This window comes from Pseudofrankia inefficax (assembly GCF_000166135.1).
In the GTDB taxonomy this organism is placed as follows: domain Bacteria; phylum Actinomycetota; class Actinomycetes; order Frankiales; family Frankiaceae; genus Pseudofrankia; species Pseudofrankia inefficax.
Genome location: NC_014666.1, coordinates 1,407,813 through 1,427,580, shown reverse-complemented (window position 1 = coordinate 1,427,580; position 19,768 = coordinate 1,407,813). Strand labels below are relative to the sequence as shown.

Below are 19,768 nucleotides of genomic sequence, written 5' to 3'. Positions count from 1 at the left end.
TGCCCCTGCTCGCCCGTCGGTGTCGGCGGCTTCCGGTCAGTCGAGTCCGTCGTCCAGGTCGTCGCTCGGCAGGTCGTCGTCGGCCGCGCCGTCGCCGGCGGCTTCGAGCGCCTCGGTGACGACCCGGACCGCGAGATCCGTCGGGTAGCCCTTCCGGCCGAGCATCGCCACCAGGCGGCGCAACCGCACCTGCCGTTCGAGCCCGCCCATGCCACGCAGCCGACGCTCGACGAGGTCACGCGCGGCGGTCTCCTCGGCAGCGCCGTCCACGCTGGCCAGCGCCGCCGTCGCCACGTCGTCGTCCACGCCCCGGCGCCGCAGCTCGACGGCGAGGCCTCGTCGGGCAAGCCCACGGTTCTCGTAGGCAGAGGACACCACCGCCGCGGCGAACGCGTCGTCGTCGATCAGTCCGACGGCCGTCAGCCGGTCCAGCACAGCCTCCGCGACGTCGTCGGCTACCCCGCGGCGCCGCAGCGCCGCCGTGAGCTCGGCCCGGCTCCTCGCCCGGACCGCCAGCTGCCGCAGGCAGATCTCCCGAGCGACGGCCAGCGGATCCCGTTCGACCTCCGCTCCTTGGCCCGTCCTGGCCGGCGCCACCATGCACCCTCCTAGCTCAAAAGATCGATCCAGGCGTCCCCAGGGCCCGTGTCCCCGCTTTCCCCGCTGCGCCGCCGTCTCAGGCAGGGGAACCGACCCACCACGGCAGCGCGGTGCGCCGGCAGAGTGCGTGGCAGGGCGAGAGGCGCCGGGAGGCCAGCCGGCGCTCCGGTGTGGACAGACAGACCCGCCAGTGAGGGGCTAGAGGTCGACCGGGACGGGTGCCAGGGTGTCGCCGTCGAGCGTGGGGATGATGCCGAGCTTCTCCTTGATGCGCTTCTCGATCTCGTCGGCGAGGTCGGGGTTGTCGCGCAGGAAGTTGCGGGCGTTCTCCTTGCCCTGGCCGAGCTGGTCGCCGTCGTAGGTGTACCAGGCGCCGGACTTCCGGATGATCGCGTGCTCGACGCCCATGTCGATGAGGGAGCCCTCACGGCTGATGCCGCCGCCGTAGACGATGTCGAACTCGGCGGTCCGGAAAGGCGGGGCCACCTTGTTCTTGACGACCTTGACCCTGGTCCGGTTGCCGACCGCGTCAGCGCCGTCCTTGAGCGTCTCGATCCGGCGGACGTCGAGGCGGACGGAGGCGTAGAACTTCAGCGCCTTTCCACCTGTGGTGGTCTCCGGCGAGCCGAACATCACGCCGATCTTCTCGCGCAGCTGGTTGATGAAGATCGCGGTCGTGTTCGAGTTCGACAGCGCGCCGGTCATCTTCCGCAGCGCCTGGGACATCAGCCGGGCCTGCAGGCCGACGTGGCTGTCGCCCATCTCGCCCTCGATCTCGGCGCGGGGCACCAGCGCCGCGACCGAGTCGATGACGATGATGTCCAGCGCGCCGGACCGGACCAGCAGGTCGGCGATCTCCAGGGCCTGCTCACCGGTGTCCGGCTGGGAGACCAGCAGGTTGTCGGTGTCCACGCCCAGCTTCCCCGCGTAGTCCGGGTCGAGCGCGTGCTCGGCGTCGATGAAGGCGGCGATGCCGCCGGCGGCCTGGGCACTGGCCACCGCGTGCAGCGCGACCGTCGTCTTGCCGGACGACTCCGGGCCGTAGATCTCGATGATCCGGCCGCGCGGCAGCCCACCGATCCCGAGGGCCACGTCGAGGGCGATCGAGCCGGTCGGGATCGCCTGGATCGGGGCCCGGGTCTCGTCGCCGAGACGCATGACGGAGCCCTTGCCGAACTGCTTGTCAATCTGCGCGAGGGCGTTGTCGAGCGCCTTGTCGCGGTCGGGTCCTGCCATGGGAGCTACTCCTGGCTGAGGTCGTCGAGTCTTGGTGGCCACGAAGGCGACGTTAGGGGGTGGGTCCGACAGTTTCGAGAGGGTGGCCCGCAACTGTGGACAACCGTCCCCCTGTGGACAGACTAACCGAACACTCGTTCGACCTGAACGTCGACGCGCCAGCGCGCCCCGACTTTTCCCCAGGTGTGCCGGCAAGGCACCGGGCGCGGGGCCCGGCGAGGCCGGTCAGTGCTCCTTGGCCGGGACGTCGAACTCCTGGCAGACGGCGCGCCAGACGGCCTTCGCGTCGTCGCCGCGGGCCAGGGCGCCCTCGACGGTCGCGCCGCCCAGGCTGCCCAGCACATGGTCCCGGGCAACCGATTCCGCATACTCGGTCCCGAATTGGCGGTTCATCCTGGACCAGAACTCGGTGAGTCGCACCTGTTCAGTGTGCCGCGCCCGGATGTGGGGCCTACCAGCCAGGTCAGCCCGCCCGCGCCAGACGCGTCCCGGCAAGCCGGCCACCTATCCCGCTCACGGATCGCCACGGCCTCCACCGCGTGCCCCGTCCACCCAAGGGGCAGCCTTGATCGCGATCCGGTCCGCAATCCAGACAAATCGGCCCGCCTTGCGTTGCCGCCCCACGCGAGTCATACCTAGTGCCGCTCCTGGCAAGGTTCGCCCCGCCCCAACACCGGCAAGATCGCCGTTTTGGCCCTCGGGCGGCTGTAATCGGGGCGGTTTCACGACCACCTGAGGGCCGAAACGGCGATCAAGCCGGCCGGGCCGGCCTTGCCGGGCTCGGCACTGGTGGCGATAGATCTCGGCGGATTTCCGGCCACCAGGTATGACTCACGTGGTCCCGCGCCGCGGGTCCGGCGGGGCGGCGGCCTCCGCCGAGGCCGGCTGCCGGCTGCCGGCCACCGACTGCCAGCCAGCGGCGCGGCCGGGCCGACCGGGGCGTTATGTCGTAGGTGGGAGGCAGACTGGCGGGCGTGCCAGACTCCGATCCGCTCGCCGCGTTCTCGGCGCCGACCAGGGCGTGGTTCCAGGCTGCCTTCCCGGCGCCGACCCCGGCCCAGGCGGGCGCCTGGGCGGCGGTGCGCGCCGGCGGAAGCGCTCTGGTGGTGGCACCGACCGGATCCGGCAAGACGCTGGCGGCGTTCCTGTGGTCGCTCGACGAGCTGGTGCGCTCCGGGCCGCCGGCCGACCCGACCCGGCGCTGCCGGGTGCTCTACGTCAGCCCGCTCAAGGCTCTGGCCGTGGACGTCGCCCGCAACCTGCGCGCGCCGCTGGCGGGCATCCAGGCGGCGGCGACCCGGCTCGGCCAGACCGTCCCCGAGATCAGGATCGGGATGCGGACGGGAGACACCCCCGCGACCGAGCGGCGAGCCTTCGGCCGAACCCCGCCGGACATTCTGATCACCACCCCGGAGTCGCTCTTCCTCGTCCTGACCAGCCAGGCGCGCGAGGCGCTGCGCGCGGTGGAGACGGTCATCGTCGACGAGGTGCACGCGGTCGCGAGCACCAAGCGCGGCGCCCACCTGGCCCTCAGTCTGGAGCGGCTGGACGCGCTGCGGACGTCGGAGTCGGGCGGCGATCCGGCCCCCGCGGCGGCGCCGGCCCGTCGGATCGGGCTCTCGGCCACGGTGCGCCCGGTCGAGGAGGTCGCCCGGTTCCTCGGCGGCACCCGGCCGGTGACGGTGGTCCGGCCGCCGGCCCGGAAGACGCTGCTGGTGGACGTGGTGGTGCCGGTGCGGGACATGGCCGACCCGGGCGCTCCGGACGGTCTGGCCGGGCTGACGGCGCCGGGCGGGGTGTCGGGGCTGCCGACGTTGGAAAGCCTCGCTGACGGCCCGCCGGCGGCCGAGCCGGCCAAGCCGTCGATCTGGCCGGCGGTGGAGGCCCGGGTCCTCGACCTGATCGAGGCTCACACGTCGACGATCGTCTTCGCCAACTCCCGCCGGGTCGCCGAGCGGCTCTGCGCCCGGCTGAACGAGCTGCACACCGAACGGCTGATCGCGGCCGAGAACGCGAGCGTCCACCGCGGCGGCGGCCGGATCGACCTAGACGGCCCGCCAGCCGGGCCGCCCGACGGCCAGTCCGACGAGCTCGACGGCCCGCTCGGCTACCACGCCGAGCCCACGCGGGTGACGCCCGCCGAGGTCATGGGCGCCGCCGGACTGGCCCGTGGATCCCTGCCGACAGCCGAGGTGGCCCGCGCGCATCACGGCAGCGTGAGCCGGGAGCAGCGGCTGCTGATCGAGGAGGACCTCAAGGCCGGCCGGCTGCCCGCCGTCGTCGCGACGTCCAGCCTGGAGCTGGGCATCGACATGGGCGCCGTCGACCTCGTCGTCCAGATCTCGTCGCCGCCCAGCGTGGCCGCGGGCATGCAGCGGGTCGGCCGGGCCGGCCACCAGGTCGGGGTCGAGAGCCGCGGCGTCGTGCTCCCCAGCCATCGCGCCGACCTGCTGGAGGCGGCCGTCGTCGCCGAGCGGATGCGCGACGGCGCGATCGAGGAGGCCCGCTACCCGCGTAACCCGCTGGACGTGCTGGCCCAGCAGATCGTGGCGATGACGGCCGTCGACACCTGGCCGGTGGCGGAGCTGGGCGCGCTGGTCCGCCGGGCGGCGCCGTTCGCGACGCTGCCGGGCGGCGCGTTCGAGGCGGTGCTGGACATGCTGTCCGGCCGTTACCCGTCGGACGCGTTCGCCGAGCTGCGCCCCCGGATCGTCTGGGACCGCGCGGCGAACACCGTCGCCGGCCGGCCCGGCGCCCAGCGGCTCGCGGTCACCAGCGGCGGCACGATCCCCGACCGGGGCCTGTTCGGGGTGTTCCTCGTCGGCGAGAAGGCCAGCCGGGTCGGCGAGCTGGACGAGGAGATGGTCTACGAGTCACGCGTCGGCGACGTCGTGCTGCTGGGCTCGTCGAGCTGGCGGATCGAGGAGATCACCCCGGACCGGGTGCTGGTCACCCCCGCGCCCGGCCGGCCCGGACGGCTGCCGTTCTGGCACGGCGACTCCCCCGGCCGGCCGGCCGAGCTCGGCCGCGCGCTCGGAGCGTTCCTGCGGGAGCTGACGAGGAAGAGCCCGCAGGACGCCGAGGCGCGGCTGCGGCAGGCCGGCCTCGACGAGTGGGCGACGAGCAACCTGCTCGCCTACCTTGACGAGCAGCGGGAGGCGGCCGGGCGGCTGTCCGACGACCGGACCCTGGTGGTCGAACGGTTCCGCGACGAGCTGGGCGACTGGCGCCTCGCGGTGCACTCCCCGTTCGGCGCCAGGGTGAACGCCCCGTGGGCGCTGGCGATCGCCGGCCGGCTGCGGGAGCGGTACGGCGCCGAGGTGCAGGTCATGCACACCGACGACGGCATCGTCGCCCGGGTGCCGGACGCCGACGCCGCGCCGGGCGCCGCGGACGTCGTCTTCGACCCGGACGAGATCGCCGCGGTCGTGCGGACCGAGGTCGGCGCGAGCGCGCTGTTCGCCAGCCGGTTCCGCGAGTGTGCCGGGCGCGCCCTGCTGCTGCCGCGTCGCTCCCCCGGCCGGCGCACGCCGCTGTGGCAGCAGCGCCAGCGCAGCGCCGCGCTGCTGTCGGTGGCGGCCGGGTTCGAGAACTTCCCGGTGGTGCTGGAGACGATGCGGGAGTGCCTGCAGGACGTGTTCGACGTCCCGGCGCTGGTCGAGCTGCATCGCGACGTCGACGCCCGCCGGCTGCGGGTGGTCGAGGTGGAGACCCCGGCGCCGTCGCCGTTCGCCCGCTCCCTGCTGTTCGGCTACGTCGCCACGTTCCTCTACGACGGCGACGCGCCGCTGGCCGAGCGCCGCGCGCAGATGCTGTCCCTGGACAGCCGGCTGCTGGCCGAGCTGCTCGGCGAGACCGACCTGCGGGAGCTGATCGACCCGACGGCCCTCGCCGAGGTCGAGGCGGAGCTGGCCCGGCTCGCGCCCGACCGGCGGGCCCGTGACGTCGAGGGCGCCGCCGACCTGCTGCGGGTGCTTGGCGACCTGACCACCGCGGAGGCGCTGGCCAGGGGCGCGACCGAGGAGTGGCTGCGGGCCCTGGCTGCTGCCGGTCGGGCCCTGGAGGTACGGATCGCGGGCGAGGAGCGCTGGGTCGCGGTCGAGGACGCCGGACGGCTGCGGGACGCGTTGGGGGTGCCGCTGCCGATGGGAGTGCCGACGGCGTTCACCGAGCCGGTCCGCGATCCGCTGGGCGACCTGGTCTCCCGGTTCACCCGCACGCGCGGCCCCTTCGACGCCGAGGAGCTCGCCGCCAGGTTCGGCCTCGGCGTCTCGGTGGCCGTCGGCGCGCTCGAACGGTTGGTGGGCGCGGGCCGGTTGGTGCGCGGCGAGCTGCGTCCGGGCCGGACCGGGGAGCAGTGGTGTGACGCCGAGGTGCTGCGCCGGCTGCGTCGCCGCAGCCTCGCCGCGTCGCGCCGCGAGGTCGAGGCCGTGCCGCCGCGGGCCCTCGGCGCCTTCCTGCCGGCCTGGCAGGCGGTGACGGCGGGACGGTCCCGCGGCGTCGACGCCGTCGCGCGGGCGGTCGAGCAGCTGCAGGGGGCGCTGATCCCGGCGAGCGCCTGGGAGCAGCTGGTCCTGCCGGCCCGGGTCGCGGACTACTCGCCGGCGATGCTCGACGAGCTGTGCGCGACCGGCGAGGTGCTCTGGGCCGGCGCGGGTGGCCTGCCCGGCGACGACGGCTGGGTGACTCTGATGCTCGCCGACGCCGCCCCGCTGCTTCTGCCCGCCCTGGCCGCGCGAGCAGGGGACACCGGCGAGCCCAGTCCGTCCTCGCGAGCGGCGACGGTGGATCTCGCCGCGCTGGCCACCGGCGAGGCCGGAGAGCGGCCGGCCGACGGCAGCCAACACCCGCCCACGGACGACGGGCCGGACCTGATGATCGACGACGCCGCGGCGACCCCACTGCACCGGGCCGTGCTCGACGCGCTCGCCGACGACCAGGCCCTGTTCTTCCGGACGCTGTCCGACCGGGTCGGCAGCCTCGACGACACCGCGCTGGCCGGCGTGATCTGGGATCTCGTCTGGGCCGGCCTGATCACCAACGACACGCTCGCCCCGCTGCGGGCCCGGCTGTCCGGCGGCTCGGCGACCACTCACCGCGCCCCGCCCCGGCCGCGGCGGTCCACCATGCGGTTCGCCTCCGGCTACGGCGCCGGCCTCACCGGCACCGGACGAGGGGCCGGCCGGCCCGCGACCCCCCGTCGCGGCGGTCCGCCCATGGTCGCCGGACGCTGGTCGCTGCTGCCGCCCCGCGACACCGACCCGACCCGGCGGGCCCACGCGCTGGCGGAGACCCTGCTGGACCGGCACGGCCTCGTCACCCGCGGCGCGGTCGTCGCCGAGCGCGCGCCCGGCGGGTTCGCCGCCGTCTACCGGGTGCTGTCCGCCTTCGAGGACGCCGGCCGGGCCCGCCGCGGCTACTTCGTCGAAGGGCTCGGCGCCGCCCAGTTCGCGATGCCCGGCGCGGTGGACCGGCTGCGGGCCGTCGCCGCCACCCAGCGCGCCGCCGACGAGGAGCCCGACTGGGTCGAACAGCCCGGCGGAATAACCGGAGCCCTCGGAGCGGTTGCGTTCCCCGCGCCCGGCGGGCGTGCCCAGCCGGGCGCGCGCCGCGAGACCGACCGTCGCGCGGTCGTGCTCGCGGCGACAGACCCGGCGAACCCCTACGGCGCCGCGCTGCCGTGGCCGGCCCGGTCCGAGGATCCGGACGGGCCGGGCCACCGGCCCGGCCGCAAGGCGGGGGCGCTGGTGGTGCTGGTCGACGGCGACCTGGTGCTGTACGTGGAGCGGGGAGGGAAGACGTTGCTGTCCTGGCCGGAGCCCGCGCGTGCCCTGCAACCCGCGGTCGACGCGCTGGCGTTGGCCGTGCGTGACGGCTGGCTCGGCCAGCTCGCCGTCGAGCGGGCGGACGGTCGGGCGATCACCGGCAGCGCGCTCGGCGACGCGCTGGTGCGCGCGGGCTTCCACCCGACGCCGCGCGGCGGCCTGCGGCTGCGGGGCTGAGCGCGTGACCGCGCTCGCCGACCGGCCGCGCACCGCGCCCCCGGCCCGGATCTGGGGACCCGAGCTGCGGATCCTCAGCATCGGGCTGGTCTCGACCATCACGCTCGTCGCGTTCGAGTCGCTGGCCGTGCTGACCGTCGCGCCCGCGATGTCGGCCGACCTGCGGGGCCTGAACCTCTACGGTTGGGTGACCGGAGCGTTCTTCCTGACCACGGTCGTCGGCGCGGTGCTGGCCGGAGCGGCCATGGACCGGACGGGAGCGGCCCGGCCCCTGCTCGTTGGCCTGTTGGCGTTCGGCGTGGGCCTCGCGGTGGCGGCGACCGCGGTCAGCATGCCTGTGGTGATCGTGGGCCGCGGGTTACAGGGCCTGGGCGCGGGCGCCATGACCTCGATCAACATGGCGACGATCGGCCAGATGTACCCGGCCGAGATCCGGCCGAAGATGTTCGCCGTGATCTCCACGGCCTGGGTGGTGCCGAGCCTCGGCGGGCCCGCGGTGGCCGCGTTGGTCACGGAGCAGGCCGGCTGGCGCTGGGTGTTCGGCGGCCTGATCCCGCTGGTCGTGCTCGCCGGCGGCGTCACGGTCTACGCGATGCGCCTCGCCGCCCGCCGGCTGGCCGCCGGGCCCACCGATCTCGCCGACGGTCCTCCGGCCGACGAGCTCGCCGGTTCCGGGCGGGCCGCCGCGATGGTGGACATCTGGCCGGCGGAGGAGACGGGACGAACTCCGCTGCTGCGGGCGGTGCTGGTCGCGGTGGGAGCCGGCCTGGTGCTCGCCGGGCTGACCAGCCGTTCCCTGCTCGGGATTCCGCTGGTCGCGGCCGGCCTGCTGGCCGGGCTGCGGCCGTTAAGCCGGCTGCTGCCGGCCGGGGCATCGCGGGCGAGAGCGGGGGCGCCCGCGGCGGTGATCTCGCGCGGGCTGATCGCGTTCGTCTACTTCGGCGCGGAGGCCTTCCTTCCGCTGACCATCACCTCGCACCGCCACTCGACGACGGGCGTCGCGGGCATCGGCGTCACCGCGGCCGCGATCATCTGGACCTGCGGATCCTGGACCCAGGCCAGGCTCGCCGTCCGCCATTCCGCGCGTTTCCTGGTCACGACCGGGATGGGCCTCATGGTCGTCGGTATCGCCGGGGCCGGCGTGACGCTGCTCGACTCGGCGGTCCCGCTGCCCGTCGGTCTCGCGTTCTGGTCGGTGGCCGCGTACGGCATCGGCCTCTCGTACTCGCCGTGCATGAACGTCGCGCTGAACGCGGCACCGCCGGGCCGGCAGGGCGCCGCGAGCGGCTCGGTCTCGCTCGCGGACAACCTGGGCACCGCGTTCGGCACCGGCCTGGGCGGGGTCGCGGTGGCCGCCGGCAGCTCGGCCGGTCAGGGCGGGCACGTCGACGCGGCCGGGCAGGCGGCGTCGCCGACCGGCCTGGCCGTGGCCTTCGCCATTTCCGTCGCGGTGGGCCTGGTGAGCATCGTCGTGGCCCGGCGCCTGCCCGCCACCCACCTGGCCGCCGGGCAGCCCGCCGAGCCGGGCACCGTCGCCGGCTAGGCCCAGGGCTGCTTCCAGCCGTTCTCGGCGCCGGAGCTCGGCCGTCCACCGGCCAGCTCGCGCAGGCCGGCGGCGTAGCCGCGCAGGTTCTCGGCCTGGGCGGCGAGCCCGTCGACATCGACGGGCGACATCCCAAGCCCCGCGCCGCCGACCGGTCGCGGGCCGGCGACGCCTGCCAGCGGGAGGCCGCCCGCCGCCGCGCCGGCACCGACGACCTCCGCCGATGCCGCGACGAGCTCGTCGAGCGCGCGCATGGCGGCCTCCATCTCCGCGACGAGGGCCCGCGCCGCGGCGTTGACCTGCGCCCGCCCCGCCGGGTCGGTCACCGCCCTGGCCGCCTCCTCACAGGCGATCACCCGGCTCGCCCGCAGCCGCAGCCCGTCGACGACCTCGGCCGCCGAGGCCATCGCGCCACGCACCACGTCCGCGGTCGGGCCCGGGGGCAGCGGCCGGGACAGCGCGAGGAAGGCCGTGATCGCCGCCTCCCCGCGGCGCAACGGAGCGGCCGCCGCCGAGCCGGTCAGCGCCCGGACGCCCGGCGCGGGTGCCACCGGCAGCGGCGGCCCCGGGTTGCGCAGCCGGTAGCGGGCCGCGTGCGCGACCCAGACGCCGCTGTTGACCAGCGCACCCGCGCCGACGGCCAGCCACAGCCACCCAGCCGACGGGTCGATCGCCTCGCCGATCCCGGCTGTGATGACGCCGAACCCGGCCCACCAGCCGGCCGTCCACTGCGCCCGGCGGACATATCGGCCGGCCGCGCGGGTCTGCCGCCAGGCGGCGCGCCGTTCCAGGTCCGCGCCGACCGCGTCGGGCACCCGGGGCCTGGTCCGGCGCCAGTCCCAGCCCTCCAGCCGCATCCAGGGCCGCCGCTGCGACGGATCCGCGGCAGGGCCGCCGGGCTGGCCGGGGGTGTAGGGCGGCCACTGCTGTCCGGCGGAGTACGGCGCGGACCACTGCGGTTTCGACCACGGCCCGGTCCGGCCGAGCGGGTCGGGCCCGGTCGGCGGCCTTGGTGGGCCCGCTCCAGGCGTCGTCATCGTCCGTTCCCCCCGCGAGCTGGCTCAGTGGCCGTTGGTCGCCGGGCCCGGGGCGCCCTGGTTCTCCGGGGCGCCATGCGTGGTGGGGGTGGCCGGCGCGGGCTGCTCGCTCTTGCCCAGGGCAACCCGGTCGGCGCCGGCCGCCACCTGCTGCGCCGGGCCGCCGGCTTCGCCCTGGGCCGCGCCCGGCGCGGGCGGGAGGCTGGCCCGCAGCTCGGCGAGCCGGTTGGTGGCCCGCGCGTCGATGCTCGCCCGGCGGACCTCCAGCATCCGCGCCTCGACGCCGGAGGACGCGAGCTCGTGGCGGCCGAGGGCGACCGAGTACCGCTTCTCGACCTTCTCCCTGATCTCCGCGAGCGTCGGTGTGTCGCCGGGCGGAGTGAGCTCCGACATCGACTCCATCGCCTTGCTCATCTGCTCGCGCATCGCGGCGTGCTCGATCTGGGTCAACAGGCGGGCCCGCTCGGCGAGCTGCTGGCGCAGCCGCTCGGTGTTGTCGTCGACCGCCCGGCGGGCCAGTCCGCTGGACTGCTCGGCCTGCTGGTGCAGGGTGCGCATGTCCTCCAGGGCCGCCTCGGCGGAGACCAGCTCGCTGGCGAACGTCTGCGCGGTCTGCTCGTACTGGGCCGAGGTCGCCGTGTCACCGGCCGCCCGCGCGTCATCGGCGAAGGTCAGCGCGGTGCGCGCCGACTCGGTGAGGTTCGCGACGTTCTCGATCTGGCGAGCCATCCGCATCTCCAGCTGGCGCTGGTTGCCGAGCACGAGGGCGGCCTGCTGGCGCAGCGCCTCATGCTGGCGACGGCTCTCGTCGATGGCCTGGTCGATCTGCACCCGCGGATCGGCCTTCTCATCGAACTTCCGGTTCGCCGACGCCGACAGATAGCGGAAGGCCCGGCGGACGACATTCGCCATGCTCCGATCGTCGCACGTCCAGGCGCCGGAGAAACCCCCCGCGACGCAGGTCGCCGGCGCGAGATATGTCCGAGATCAGACACGCGCGCCGCTGACCAGGCAGAACTCTCGGTCAAAGCGATGGTCACCGTGTCGGACAATTCGGACGGAATGGAACAAAGCGACACCGAGAACCCGCGAACAACCGCCGGCCGGTGAAACGTCGCAGCGGTCAGGCGGCCCGGTCGACCATCGGGGCCGGTGGGCGGGCGGACACCACCATCGGCGCGCCGACGCGCGGCGTCTCGGTCGCGAGCTCGGCCAGTTCCACGTCGTCGCTGACCTCGCGGAGCAGATCAGCCAGCCGGACGCCGAGCGCGTCGCAGATCGACGCGAGCAGCTCGGAGCTGGCTTCCTTCTGCCCCCGCTCGACCTCGGACAGGTAACCGAGCGAGACCCGCGCCGCGGACGACACCTCGCGCAGCGTGCGGTGCTGATCCTGGCGGCGGCGGCGGAGCGCCTCGCCGATCATGCGTCGGAGCAGGACCATCGCGCCTCCCCCTTCGTCCACGGGCTGAGCTTCACCGTATACCCACCGACGCGGCCGTCGGGCCGTCGTTAACGGGACCGTAGCCCTGCGTCGAGCAACCCAGATCGAAGACCGAGGATTCCCTACACGCCATCCGACCAGCGCCGCGGCCGCCCCGGGCGTCGTCACCGGCGGCCCGGACATCCCGCGGCCTTATGCCGATTTGGCGAAGGTTCCGACCCGACAGCAGCGGGACCATCTCAACTCCGACATTCCGCCCCGCCGCCGTCAGGCGGAAGCTTTCGCCGCCGTTCAACGCGTCCCGACGCAGCACGTCCCCAGTCCGGTGGGGCGCGGCATACGGGCTCATCTCGCGATCATAGTGGAGATCCATCATGACCGCGCCTCCTCGACCGTTATCTGTCCGGAAGCTCCATGGCTCCTGACGGCCCGGTGCCCGCCACCGGCAGTCCCGAGAGCGTACGACGTAACACGTCCAGCGCCTGGACAACCGCGAAGGTCTGGATACGCGGCCGGTCACCGGGCAGGCGCAGCGAACGGGTCGTCGTGCCGTCCGGACCGGCCAGACCCAGATGCAGCGTGCCGACGGCCTTCCCCTCCTGCTCGTCGGGCCCCGCGACACCCGTCGTCGCCAGCCCCCAGGTGGCACCGAACAGGTCCCGGACGCCGACCGCGAGGGCCGCCGCGGCGCGCGCCGACACAGCGCCGTCGGTCGCCAGGATCTCCGGGTCGACGCCGAGCACCGAGGCCTTCGAGTCGGTCGCGTAGACGACCGCGCCGCCGCGGAAGTACGCGGACGCACCGGGCGTCTCGGTGAACGCCGCGGCCAGCCGGCCGCCGGTGAGCGACTCGGCGACGGCGATCGTGGCGGTCCGGGTGGTCAGCTGCCGGCCGACCACGCCGGCGAGCGTCTCGTCGTCGACGCCGTAGACGGCCGGGCCGAGCGCGGCGCGCGCCGCGGCCTCGACCGGCGCGATCAGCCGATCGGCCTCGGCCCGGTCGCCGGCCCGCGCGGTGATCCGCAGCCTGGTCTGCCCGCCGCTGGCGAGGAAGGCGATGGTCGGGTTCCCCACGCCACGCAGGCGCTCGACCTCGCCGGCCACCGCCTCGGCGACGGCCGACTCCCAGATTCCGGCCGTGCGCAGCACGCGGTGCACGACGACCGCGGGCTGGCCGGCCCGGCGCAGCAGGTCCGGCAGCACGCTCGCGGTGAACATCGCGTACATCTCGTGCGGCACGCCGGGCAGCGCGTAGACCACGGCCTGGCCGATCTCGGCCCGGACGCCCGGAGCGGTGCCGGGGACGTTCGGCAACGGCTCGGCGCTCTCGGGCAGATCGGCCTGCCGGTAGTTCATCTCGGGCACCTGGCGGCCCAGCTCGCGGAACCGGCGGCGCAGCTGGGCCTCGAGGAAGTCGTCGCGCCGCAGCCCCACCCCTGCGGCGGCGGCGAGGCCCTCACGGGTGAGGTCGTCCTGCGTCGGCCCGAGGCCACCGGTGACGACCACGACGTCGGCCCGGCCGGCGGCGGCCCGCAGCGCCTGCTCGATGACCGTCACGTCGTCGCCGACGACGACCGACCGCTCGACCCGCACCCCGACGTCGGCGAGGTGGCGGCCCAGCCAGGCCGCGTTGCCGTTGATGATGTCGCCGTAGAGCAGTTCGTCACCGACCGCGACGACCTCAGCCAGCATCGACGTCCCGTCCAGCCCCATCCGGCGCCTCCCCGGCCCTGGCCTCGGCGGGCTGCCGCGCCGCCCTGGAGGTGTTGCGCAGCTTCAGAGCCCTGGCGACGTAGTCGACGCCGGTGGCGACGGCCACGACCAGCGCGACAGCCAGCACCGCCTTGCTGACGTCCGCCGCCAGCCCGGTGAGCGGCAGCACCGCGAGGCCCAGCGAGATGTTCAGCAGCAACGTCTTGATCTTGCCGCCGCGGCTGGCGGCGATCACCCCGTGGCGGATGACCCACAGCCGCAGCAGGGTGACGCCCAGCTCGCGCACGACGATGACCGCGGTGACCGCCCACGGGATCTCGTTCAGGATCGAGAGCGACACCAGCGCCGCGCCGGTCAGCGCCTTGTCCGCGACCGGGTCGACGAACGCCCCGAACTCCGTCACCAGGCCGTGCCTGCGGGCCACCGCGCCGTCGATCTGGTCGGTGACGGCGGCGACGGCATAGGCGGCGAACGCGGCGAGCCGCCAGGCGTCCTCGTGTGGCCCGACGAACAGGAACACGACGAACACCGGCACCAGGACGAGCCGCATGATCGTCAGGATGTTCGCGATGTTGAGCAGCCGCGCCCCGGATGCGACCGGTTCGGTCTCCGCGGCGGCGGGCACGCGGGCGGCCGGAATCGCCCCGTCGACCGCGACCGGCACGGCGTCGTCCGGCGCCGCGGTACCGACGGCCTCGTCATCCGGCACCGCGGCGCCGTCGGCCGTGCCGGCCACCGTCACGGACGGGCTCCGGCGGCTACCGGCACCGACCCGCCACTGGCCCGGTCGACCACCTCGACGAGCTCGGTCACCAGGTCCACGCCCTCGGTGCCGACCACCCGGGCCGCCACCAGGTCGCCGACGGCCACGGGCACGTCGCTGGCACCTGCCGAGAGCCGCACGGAGCAGGCACCGTCGGCGTCACGCTGCTGATGCGCGGCGCTGCCGTAGGCGAACCGGGCCGCCTCGGCGTCGAGCGTCGCGTCGGGGTCGATCTCCTCGACCAGGACCTCGACGGTCTCGCCGACCCTGCGCTCGGCGCGGGCGGCGGTGAGCTGCTCGACGAGGTCGGCGATCCGGGCACGGCGGTCCTCGATCTCGGCCTCGGAGAGCTTGCCGGGCAGGCCGACGGCCTCGGTGCCGTCCTCGTCCGAGTAGCCGAAGATCCCGATCGCGTCCAGCTCGGCCTGTTCGAGGAAGTCGGCGAGAATGTCGAGGTCCTCGGGCGTCTCGCCGGGGAAGCCGACGATGAAGTTCGACCGGGCACCCAGGGCCGGCGCGAAGGCACGGCCGCGGCGCAGCAGGTCGAGGAAGTCGGCCGAGCCACCGAACCGGCGCATCCGGCGCAGCACGGCCGGGCTCGCGTGCTGGAACGACAGGTCCAGGTAGGGCGCGACCCCCGGGGTGGTCAGCAGCACCTCAAGCAGCGTCGGGCGGGTCTCGGCGGGCTGCAGGTACACCGTGCGGACCCGGACGATGCCGGGCGTGGCCGCCAGTTGCGGCAGCAGCTTCTCCAGGGCGCGCAGGTCGCCGAGGTCCTTGCCGTAGGAGGTCGAGTTCTCACTGACGAGCACCAGTTCGCGGGCGCCCTGGCCGGCCAGCCACTCGGCCTCGGCCAGGATGTCCTGCGGCGGCCGGGAGACGTGCGAGCCGCGGAACGACGGGATCGCGCAGAAGCTGCACCGCCGGTCGCAGCCGCTGGAGATCTTCAGCGCCGCGACCGGCCCGTCGTCCAGCCGCCGGCGGACCACCGCCGCGCCCACGCTCGTCGGCGCGTGCGTGCCGTGTCCTGGTACGACCACCCCGGCCGCCGCCGCGCCACGGTCGACCGGGCTGATCGGCAGCAACGACCGGCGGTCGCGCGGCACGTGCGCGGCCGGCCGGTTGCCGGCCAGCACGGCGGACAGCCGGTCGGCGATGTCCGGGTAGGCGTCGAAGCCGAGGATGGCGTCGGCCTCGGGCAGGCTCTCGGCGAGTTCGGCACCGTAACGCTCGGCGAGGCAGCCGACCGCGACGACGGCCTGCGGGCCGGGCCCGCTGCCGCCACCGCCGCGTAGCCCGTCCGCGGCGAGCAGCGCGTCGATCGAGTCCTTCTTGGCCACATCGACGAAGCCGCAGGTGTTCACCAGCACCGCGTCGGCGTCGGCGGCGTCGTCGACCAGCCGGAAGCCGCCCGCCGCCAGCCGGGCGGCGAGCTCTTCCGAGTCGACCTCGTTGCGCGAACAGCCCAGCGTGACCAGAGCGACGCGATGAGCTTGACCGGCGGGCACCAGGTCAGGCTACCGGGCGGGACCGGTCGGGCGCTGCCGCGCCCAGGGGTCGGACACCCGACGGACCATCTCCTGACGAGACGTGGCGGGTCAGCGCGCCGGGTTCGCCGACGCCGGGTTGCCCTCGACCGTGCACGCACCGGCGTCGCCCAGCCCGACCTGCACCGTGACGACCTGGCCCGGACCGCCGAGCGAGCCCAGGTCGCGGCCGTTGCAGTTCAGGCTCATCGCGCCCGCGTTGCCGATCCGTATCCGCATGGCCTTGGCCGTCAGGGTCTGGGACGCGCCCTTCGTGAGGATCTGCTGGTAAAGCACCTTGTTCGAGTCATCGCTGACCTGCAGCCAGCTCGGCGCGCTCACGGCCTGCAGCCGCAGGCTGACCTGGGTCGGCGCCGGCGTCGTCGGGGCGGGCTCGGCCCTGGCCGGTGCCGCGGCGACGGGGCTGCGGGAGCTCGACGCCGCCCCGGGCTGCTGGCTGTGCGACGGGCCCGGCCGCAACAGCGTGAACAGCAGGACGGCGCAGAACACGACCGCGGCGACGACCATCGCGGCCCCCCAGCGCCGGCTGCTCCCACTGGTGGCGCCATGGCGCAGCGGGTCGAACGAGTTGGCCGGGGTGGTGAACGACGGGGTCGGCCCGCCCGGCTGGGCGGCGTCGAAGGCCGCGACGATCGGCTCCGGGGCGACGCCGAGCGCGCGGGCGATGCCGCGGATGTGGCCACGCGCGTACACGGCGCCACCGACCGCCGCGAAGTCGTCCTCCTCCATCTGGCGGATCAGCGTGGCCCGGATCCGGGTGCGGGCGCTGACCTCCTCGATCGACATGCCGGCGGCCACCCGGGCGGCGACCAGCCGCGCGCCGCAGGAGCCGGCCGGATCGGCGGACCCGGGGGCCGCGGGGGTCACGGGCGCAGCAGCCGGCCCGTCCGGCGACGGGCCGGGAATTTCGGCGCGTCGCTGGTCGCGCGGCTCGTCGATAGCCACCACGGGCGAACCTCCGCACGCGTCCGGCGCTGGTCCGCGCTGCCGCGACCCCGATGACCCGACATCGGCGACCGGCGTGGGGACGACGGTCAGCCAATGACGATCAACGAAGCGCGGGGAGAGAGCGGCCAAGCGGCGATGAACAGACGTTGTCTGAGTTTACGATTCAACGCCGCCGGTCGAAACCCGCAACGGGACCCGAGAGGACCAACTGACTGACGTCAGCCACTCCGCAACGTAACTAGAAGTCCTTCTAGCTCATCTGGCATCACCAGGACATCACGGGCCTTCGAACCCTCGGTGGGTCCGACGATCCCGCGGCTCTCCATCAGGTCCATCAACCGGCCGGCCTTCGCGAAACCCACCCGCAGCTTGCGCTGCAGCATCGAGGTCGACCCGAACTGGGAGCTCACGACGAGCTCGACGGCCTGCAGGAACAGCTGCATGTCGTCGCCGATCTCCTCGTCGATCTCCTTGCGGGGCCCGGCCTCCCCCTCGAACACGTCCTCGCGGAACGCCGGCACCGCCTGTTCCTTGGTGTGGTCGACGATCGCGGCGATCTCGTCCTCGGAGACGTAGGCGCCCTGGATACGGGCCGGCTTGCTGGCCCCCATCGGCAGGAAGAGGGCGTCGCCAAGGCCGACCAGCTTCTCGGCGCCGGCCTGGTCGAGGATGGTCCGGCTGTCGGCCAGGGACGCCATGGCGAACGCCAGCCGAGACGGCACGTTGGCCTTGATCAGGCCGGTGACGACGTCGACGGAGGGCCGCTGGGTAGCGAGCACCAGGTGGATGCCGACGGCACGCGCCATCGCGGTGATCCGACAGATCGCGTCCTCGACGTCACGGGGAGCGACCATCATCAGGTCGGCCAGCTCGTCGACGATCGCCAGGATGTACGGGTAAGGGGTGTAGACGCGTTCCGAACCGGGAGGCGCGACGATCTCGCCGTTTCGCACCTTGCGGTTGAAGTCGTCCACATGGCGAACACCGCAGGCCGCGAGATCCTCGTATCGGTTTTCCATCTCCTTCACGACCCACTGCAGCGCGTCGGCCGCCTTTTTGGGGTTCGTGATGATGGGCGTGATGAGGTGCGGAATTCCTTGGTAGCTCGTCAGTTCTACGCGTTTTGGGTCGACGAGCACCATCCGCACCTGGTCGGGGGTGGCGCGCGCCAACACGCTCGTGATGAGCGTGTTGATGCAGGTCGACTTGCCCGCGCCCGTGGCGCCCGCGATGAGGATGTGCGGCATCTTCGCGAGGTTCGCGAGGACGTAGCCGCCCTCGATGTCCTTCCCGAGGCCGACCAGCAGCGGTGCCGGGTTCCCGGTCGCGTCCGGGCTGCGCAGCACGTCGCCGAGCGAGACCAGCTCCCGGTCGGTGTTCGGGATCTCGATGCCGACCGCGCTCTTGCCCGGGATCGGGCTGATGATCCGGACGTCGGGGCTCTTCACCGCGTAGGCGATGTTCTTCCCCAGCTGGGTGATCCGCTCGACCTTCACCGCGGAGCCCAGCTCGACCTCGTAGCGGGTCACCGTCGGGCCACGGGTGAAGCCGGTGACCCGGGCGTCCACCTTGAACTGGGTGAGCACGTCGGTCAGCGAGGCGATCACGGCGTCCGTCGCGGCCGACCGCAGCTTCGGCGGCGTGCCGGACTTCAGCAGCGTCGGTGACGGGAGCACGTAGTCGCCCTCGACGGGCACCGGCACCAGGTGCTCGATCTCGTCGTCGGCGTCCGCGGCGGCCGGGGCCGACGCGGCGGCTGAGGCACGCTGCCGTGGCGCGCGCCGGGTGGCGGCCGGCGGCGCCTCGGCGGCCTCCTCGGCCTCCAGGCCCGGGCCGAGGTCGAGGCCCAGGTCGAGATCGAGGATGTCGCCGGCCTCCACCGCGGGGCCGTGGCCGCCCGGTGGTGGGACTCGCCCGCGACCGACGGCGGCGTCGATGTCGTACACGTCGTCGACCGACTTGCCGGCGCGGCCGCCCCGGGAGCGGCCTCGACCCCGGCTGGTCGGGGCACCCGTCCCACCCGTCCCGGAGCCTCTGGAGAGCAGCTCGTCCGCGAGTCCGGCTCCGTCGTCGAGGTCGTCCAAGCCGGTGCCGGCCCCGGTCCGGCCGCGGCCGGCGGTGGCGTCCTCGCGCAGACCGGTGGCCAGCCGGTCGGCGAGGCCGCGGAAGACCACCGGCACCTGGCGCAGCGGCGTCCGGGTGACCACGAGGACGCCGAACAGTGCCAACAGGATCAGCAGCGGCGCGGCGACATACGGGGTGACGGCCGCGGCCAGCGGCGAGGACGCGACGAAGCCCGCGGTTCCCCCGGCGGCGCGCAGTTGACGAGTACCGCCGGAGTAGTCGGGAATGCCGCGCACGATGTGGTAGAAGCCGAGCGTTCCCAGCGTCGTCGCGGCCCAGCCGATGACGACGCGGCCACGGCTGTCCGGGTCCGCCGGCGCCCGCACCAGCCGCCACGCGGCGACCAGCCCGATCAGCGGCAACAGCATCGCGCCAGCGCCGAACAGCAGCCGGAGCACGAGGTTGAGCCCGGAGCCAGCCGGGCCGGCCGCGTGGAACCAGACCGCCGCCAGCGTCAGGATCGCGCCGCCGAGCGACGCGAGCCCCGCGCCGTCGCGCCGGTGCTCCGGCTCGATCCACAGCTCCTTGCCGCCGCGCCGGACGTGCCGCAGCGACGAGCCGAACATCGTCGCGATCGCCTGCCACAGCCGGACGACCCCGCGCAGCAGCCAGAACGTCACCGCGAGCGACCAGGGCGTCTTGGCGGACTTCCCTCGGGCGCCGCCGGAGCCGCTGGAACCGCCCGAGGGACGGGTCGCACCCGCGCCGCGGGCCGCCGACCGGCTGCCGCTTCCGGAGGACCGGGACGCGGCGGATCCCCCCCGGGGTCGAGCGCCCGCCCCGGTCGTGCGTGTGGCCACGCCAGCACGTTACAA

13 protein-coding genes are annotated in these 19,768 nt (G+C 74.4%); 2 read left to right on the top strand and 11 right to left on the bottom strand.

Annotated elements, in window-relative coordinates; all coding sequences use genetic code 11:
• Positions 1-36: 36 nt before the first annotated feature.
• The 3 genes from recX to FRAEUI1C_RS05695 form a co-directional block, all read right to left on the bottom strand.
• A complete protein-coding gene (gene recX, locus FRAEUI1C_RS05705) occupies positions 37-600 on the bottom strand; it encodes a recombination regulator RecX (RefSeq protein WP_013422333.1) in 564 nt (187 codons plus the stop codon).
• A gap of 198 nt (positions 601-798) precedes the next feature.
• Positions 799-1,836 (bottom strand): recombinase RecA, encoded by a 1,038-nt coding sequence (gene recA / locus FRAEUI1C_RS05700; RefSeq protein ID WP_013422332.1) that lies wholly within the window; start codon positions 1,834-1,836, stop codon positions 799-801.
• Positions 1,837-2,061: 225 nt separating this feature from the next.
• Positions 2,062-2,256, bottom strand: coding sequence for a DUF3046 domain-containing protein (locus tag FRAEUI1C_RS05695; protein WP_013422331.1), 195 nt, complete (start codon positions 2,254-2,256; stop codon positions 2,062-2,064).
• Between the two features lie 554 nt (positions 2,257-2,810).
• Here FRAEUI1C_RS05695 and FRAEUI1C_RS05690 point away from each other — a divergent pair.
• The gene (locus tag FRAEUI1C_RS05690) at positions 2,811-7,838 is read left to right on the top strand and encodes an Lhr family helicase (RefSeq protein WP_013422330.1); all 5,028 of its coding nucleotides are present in this window, start codon (positions 2,811-2,813) and stop codon (positions 7,836-7,838) included.
• 4 nt (positions 7,839-7,842) lie between these two features.
• Positions 7,843-9,381: an MFS transporter gene (locus FRAEUI1C_RS05685; protein ID WP_013422329.1), complete on the top strand. Its 1,539-nt coding sequence runs from the start codon at positions 7,843-7,845 to the stop codon at positions 9,379-9,381.
• Here the strand turns inward: FRAEUI1C_RS05685 and FRAEUI1C_RS05680 are convergent.
• The 8 genes from FRAEUI1C_RS05680 to FRAEUI1C_RS05640 all read right to left on the bottom strand — a co-directional run bounded on the left by FRAEUI1C_RS05680 (position 9,378) and on the right by FRAEUI1C_RS05640 (position 19,753).
• A complete protein-coding gene (locus FRAEUI1C_RS05680) occupies positions 9,378-10,418 on the bottom strand; it encodes a serine/threonine-protein kinase (protein ID WP_232425309.1) in 1,041 nt (346 codons plus the stop codon). The genes FRAEUI1C_RS05685 and FRAEUI1C_RS05680 overlap by 4 nt on opposite strands.
• Positions 10,419-10,442: 24 nt before the next feature.
• Entirely contained in the window at positions 10,443-11,330 is an 888-nt protein-coding gene (locus tag FRAEUI1C_RS05675; RefSeq protein ID WP_013422327.1) for a PspA/IM30 family protein, read from the bottom strand.
• A 211-nt stretch (positions 11,331-11,541) separates the two neighbouring features.
• Positions 11,542-11,859, bottom strand: coding sequence for a helix-turn-helix domain-containing protein (locus tag FRAEUI1C_RS05670; protein WP_013422326.1), 318 nt, complete (start codon positions 11,857-11,859; stop codon positions 11,542-11,544).
• 395 nt (positions 11,860-12,254) lie between these two features.
• Complete coding sequence (locus tag FRAEUI1C_RS05660) at positions 12,255-13,550, bottom strand: competence/damage-inducible protein A (RefSeq protein WP_013422324.1); 1,296 nt, start codon at positions 13,548-13,550, stop codon at positions 12,255-12,257.
• A complete protein-coding gene (locus FRAEUI1C_RS05655) occupies positions 13,540-14,313 on the bottom strand; it encodes a CDP-alcohol phosphatidyltransferase family protein (RefSeq protein ID WP_013422323.1) in 774 nt (257 codons plus the stop codon). Before FRAEUI1C_RS05655 ends, FRAEUI1C_RS05660 begins: the two co-directional genes overlap by 11 nt.
• Positions 14,310-15,842, bottom strand: coding sequence for a MiaB/RimO family radical SAM methylthiotransferase (locus FRAEUI1C_RS05650; protein ID WP_013422322.1), 1,533 nt, complete (start codon positions 15,840-15,842; stop codon positions 14,310-14,312). The genes FRAEUI1C_RS05655 and FRAEUI1C_RS05650 overlap by 4 nt, the downstream gene beginning before the upstream one ends.
• A 90-nt stretch (positions 15,843-15,932) precedes the next feature.
• Positions 15,933-16,826: a helix-turn-helix domain-containing protein gene (locus tag FRAEUI1C_RS05645; protein WP_157734829.1), complete on the bottom strand. Its 894-nt coding sequence runs from the start codon at positions 16,824-16,826 to the stop codon at positions 15,933-15,935.
• A gap of 221 nt (positions 16,827-17,047) precedes the next feature.
• Positions 17,048-19,753: an FtsK/SpoIIIE family DNA translocase gene (locus FRAEUI1C_RS05640; RefSeq protein WP_013422320.1), complete on the bottom strand. Its 2,706-nt coding sequence runs from the start codon at positions 19,751-19,753 to the stop codon at positions 17,048-17,050.
• Between the last annotated feature and the right edge of the window lie 15 nt (positions 19,754-19,768).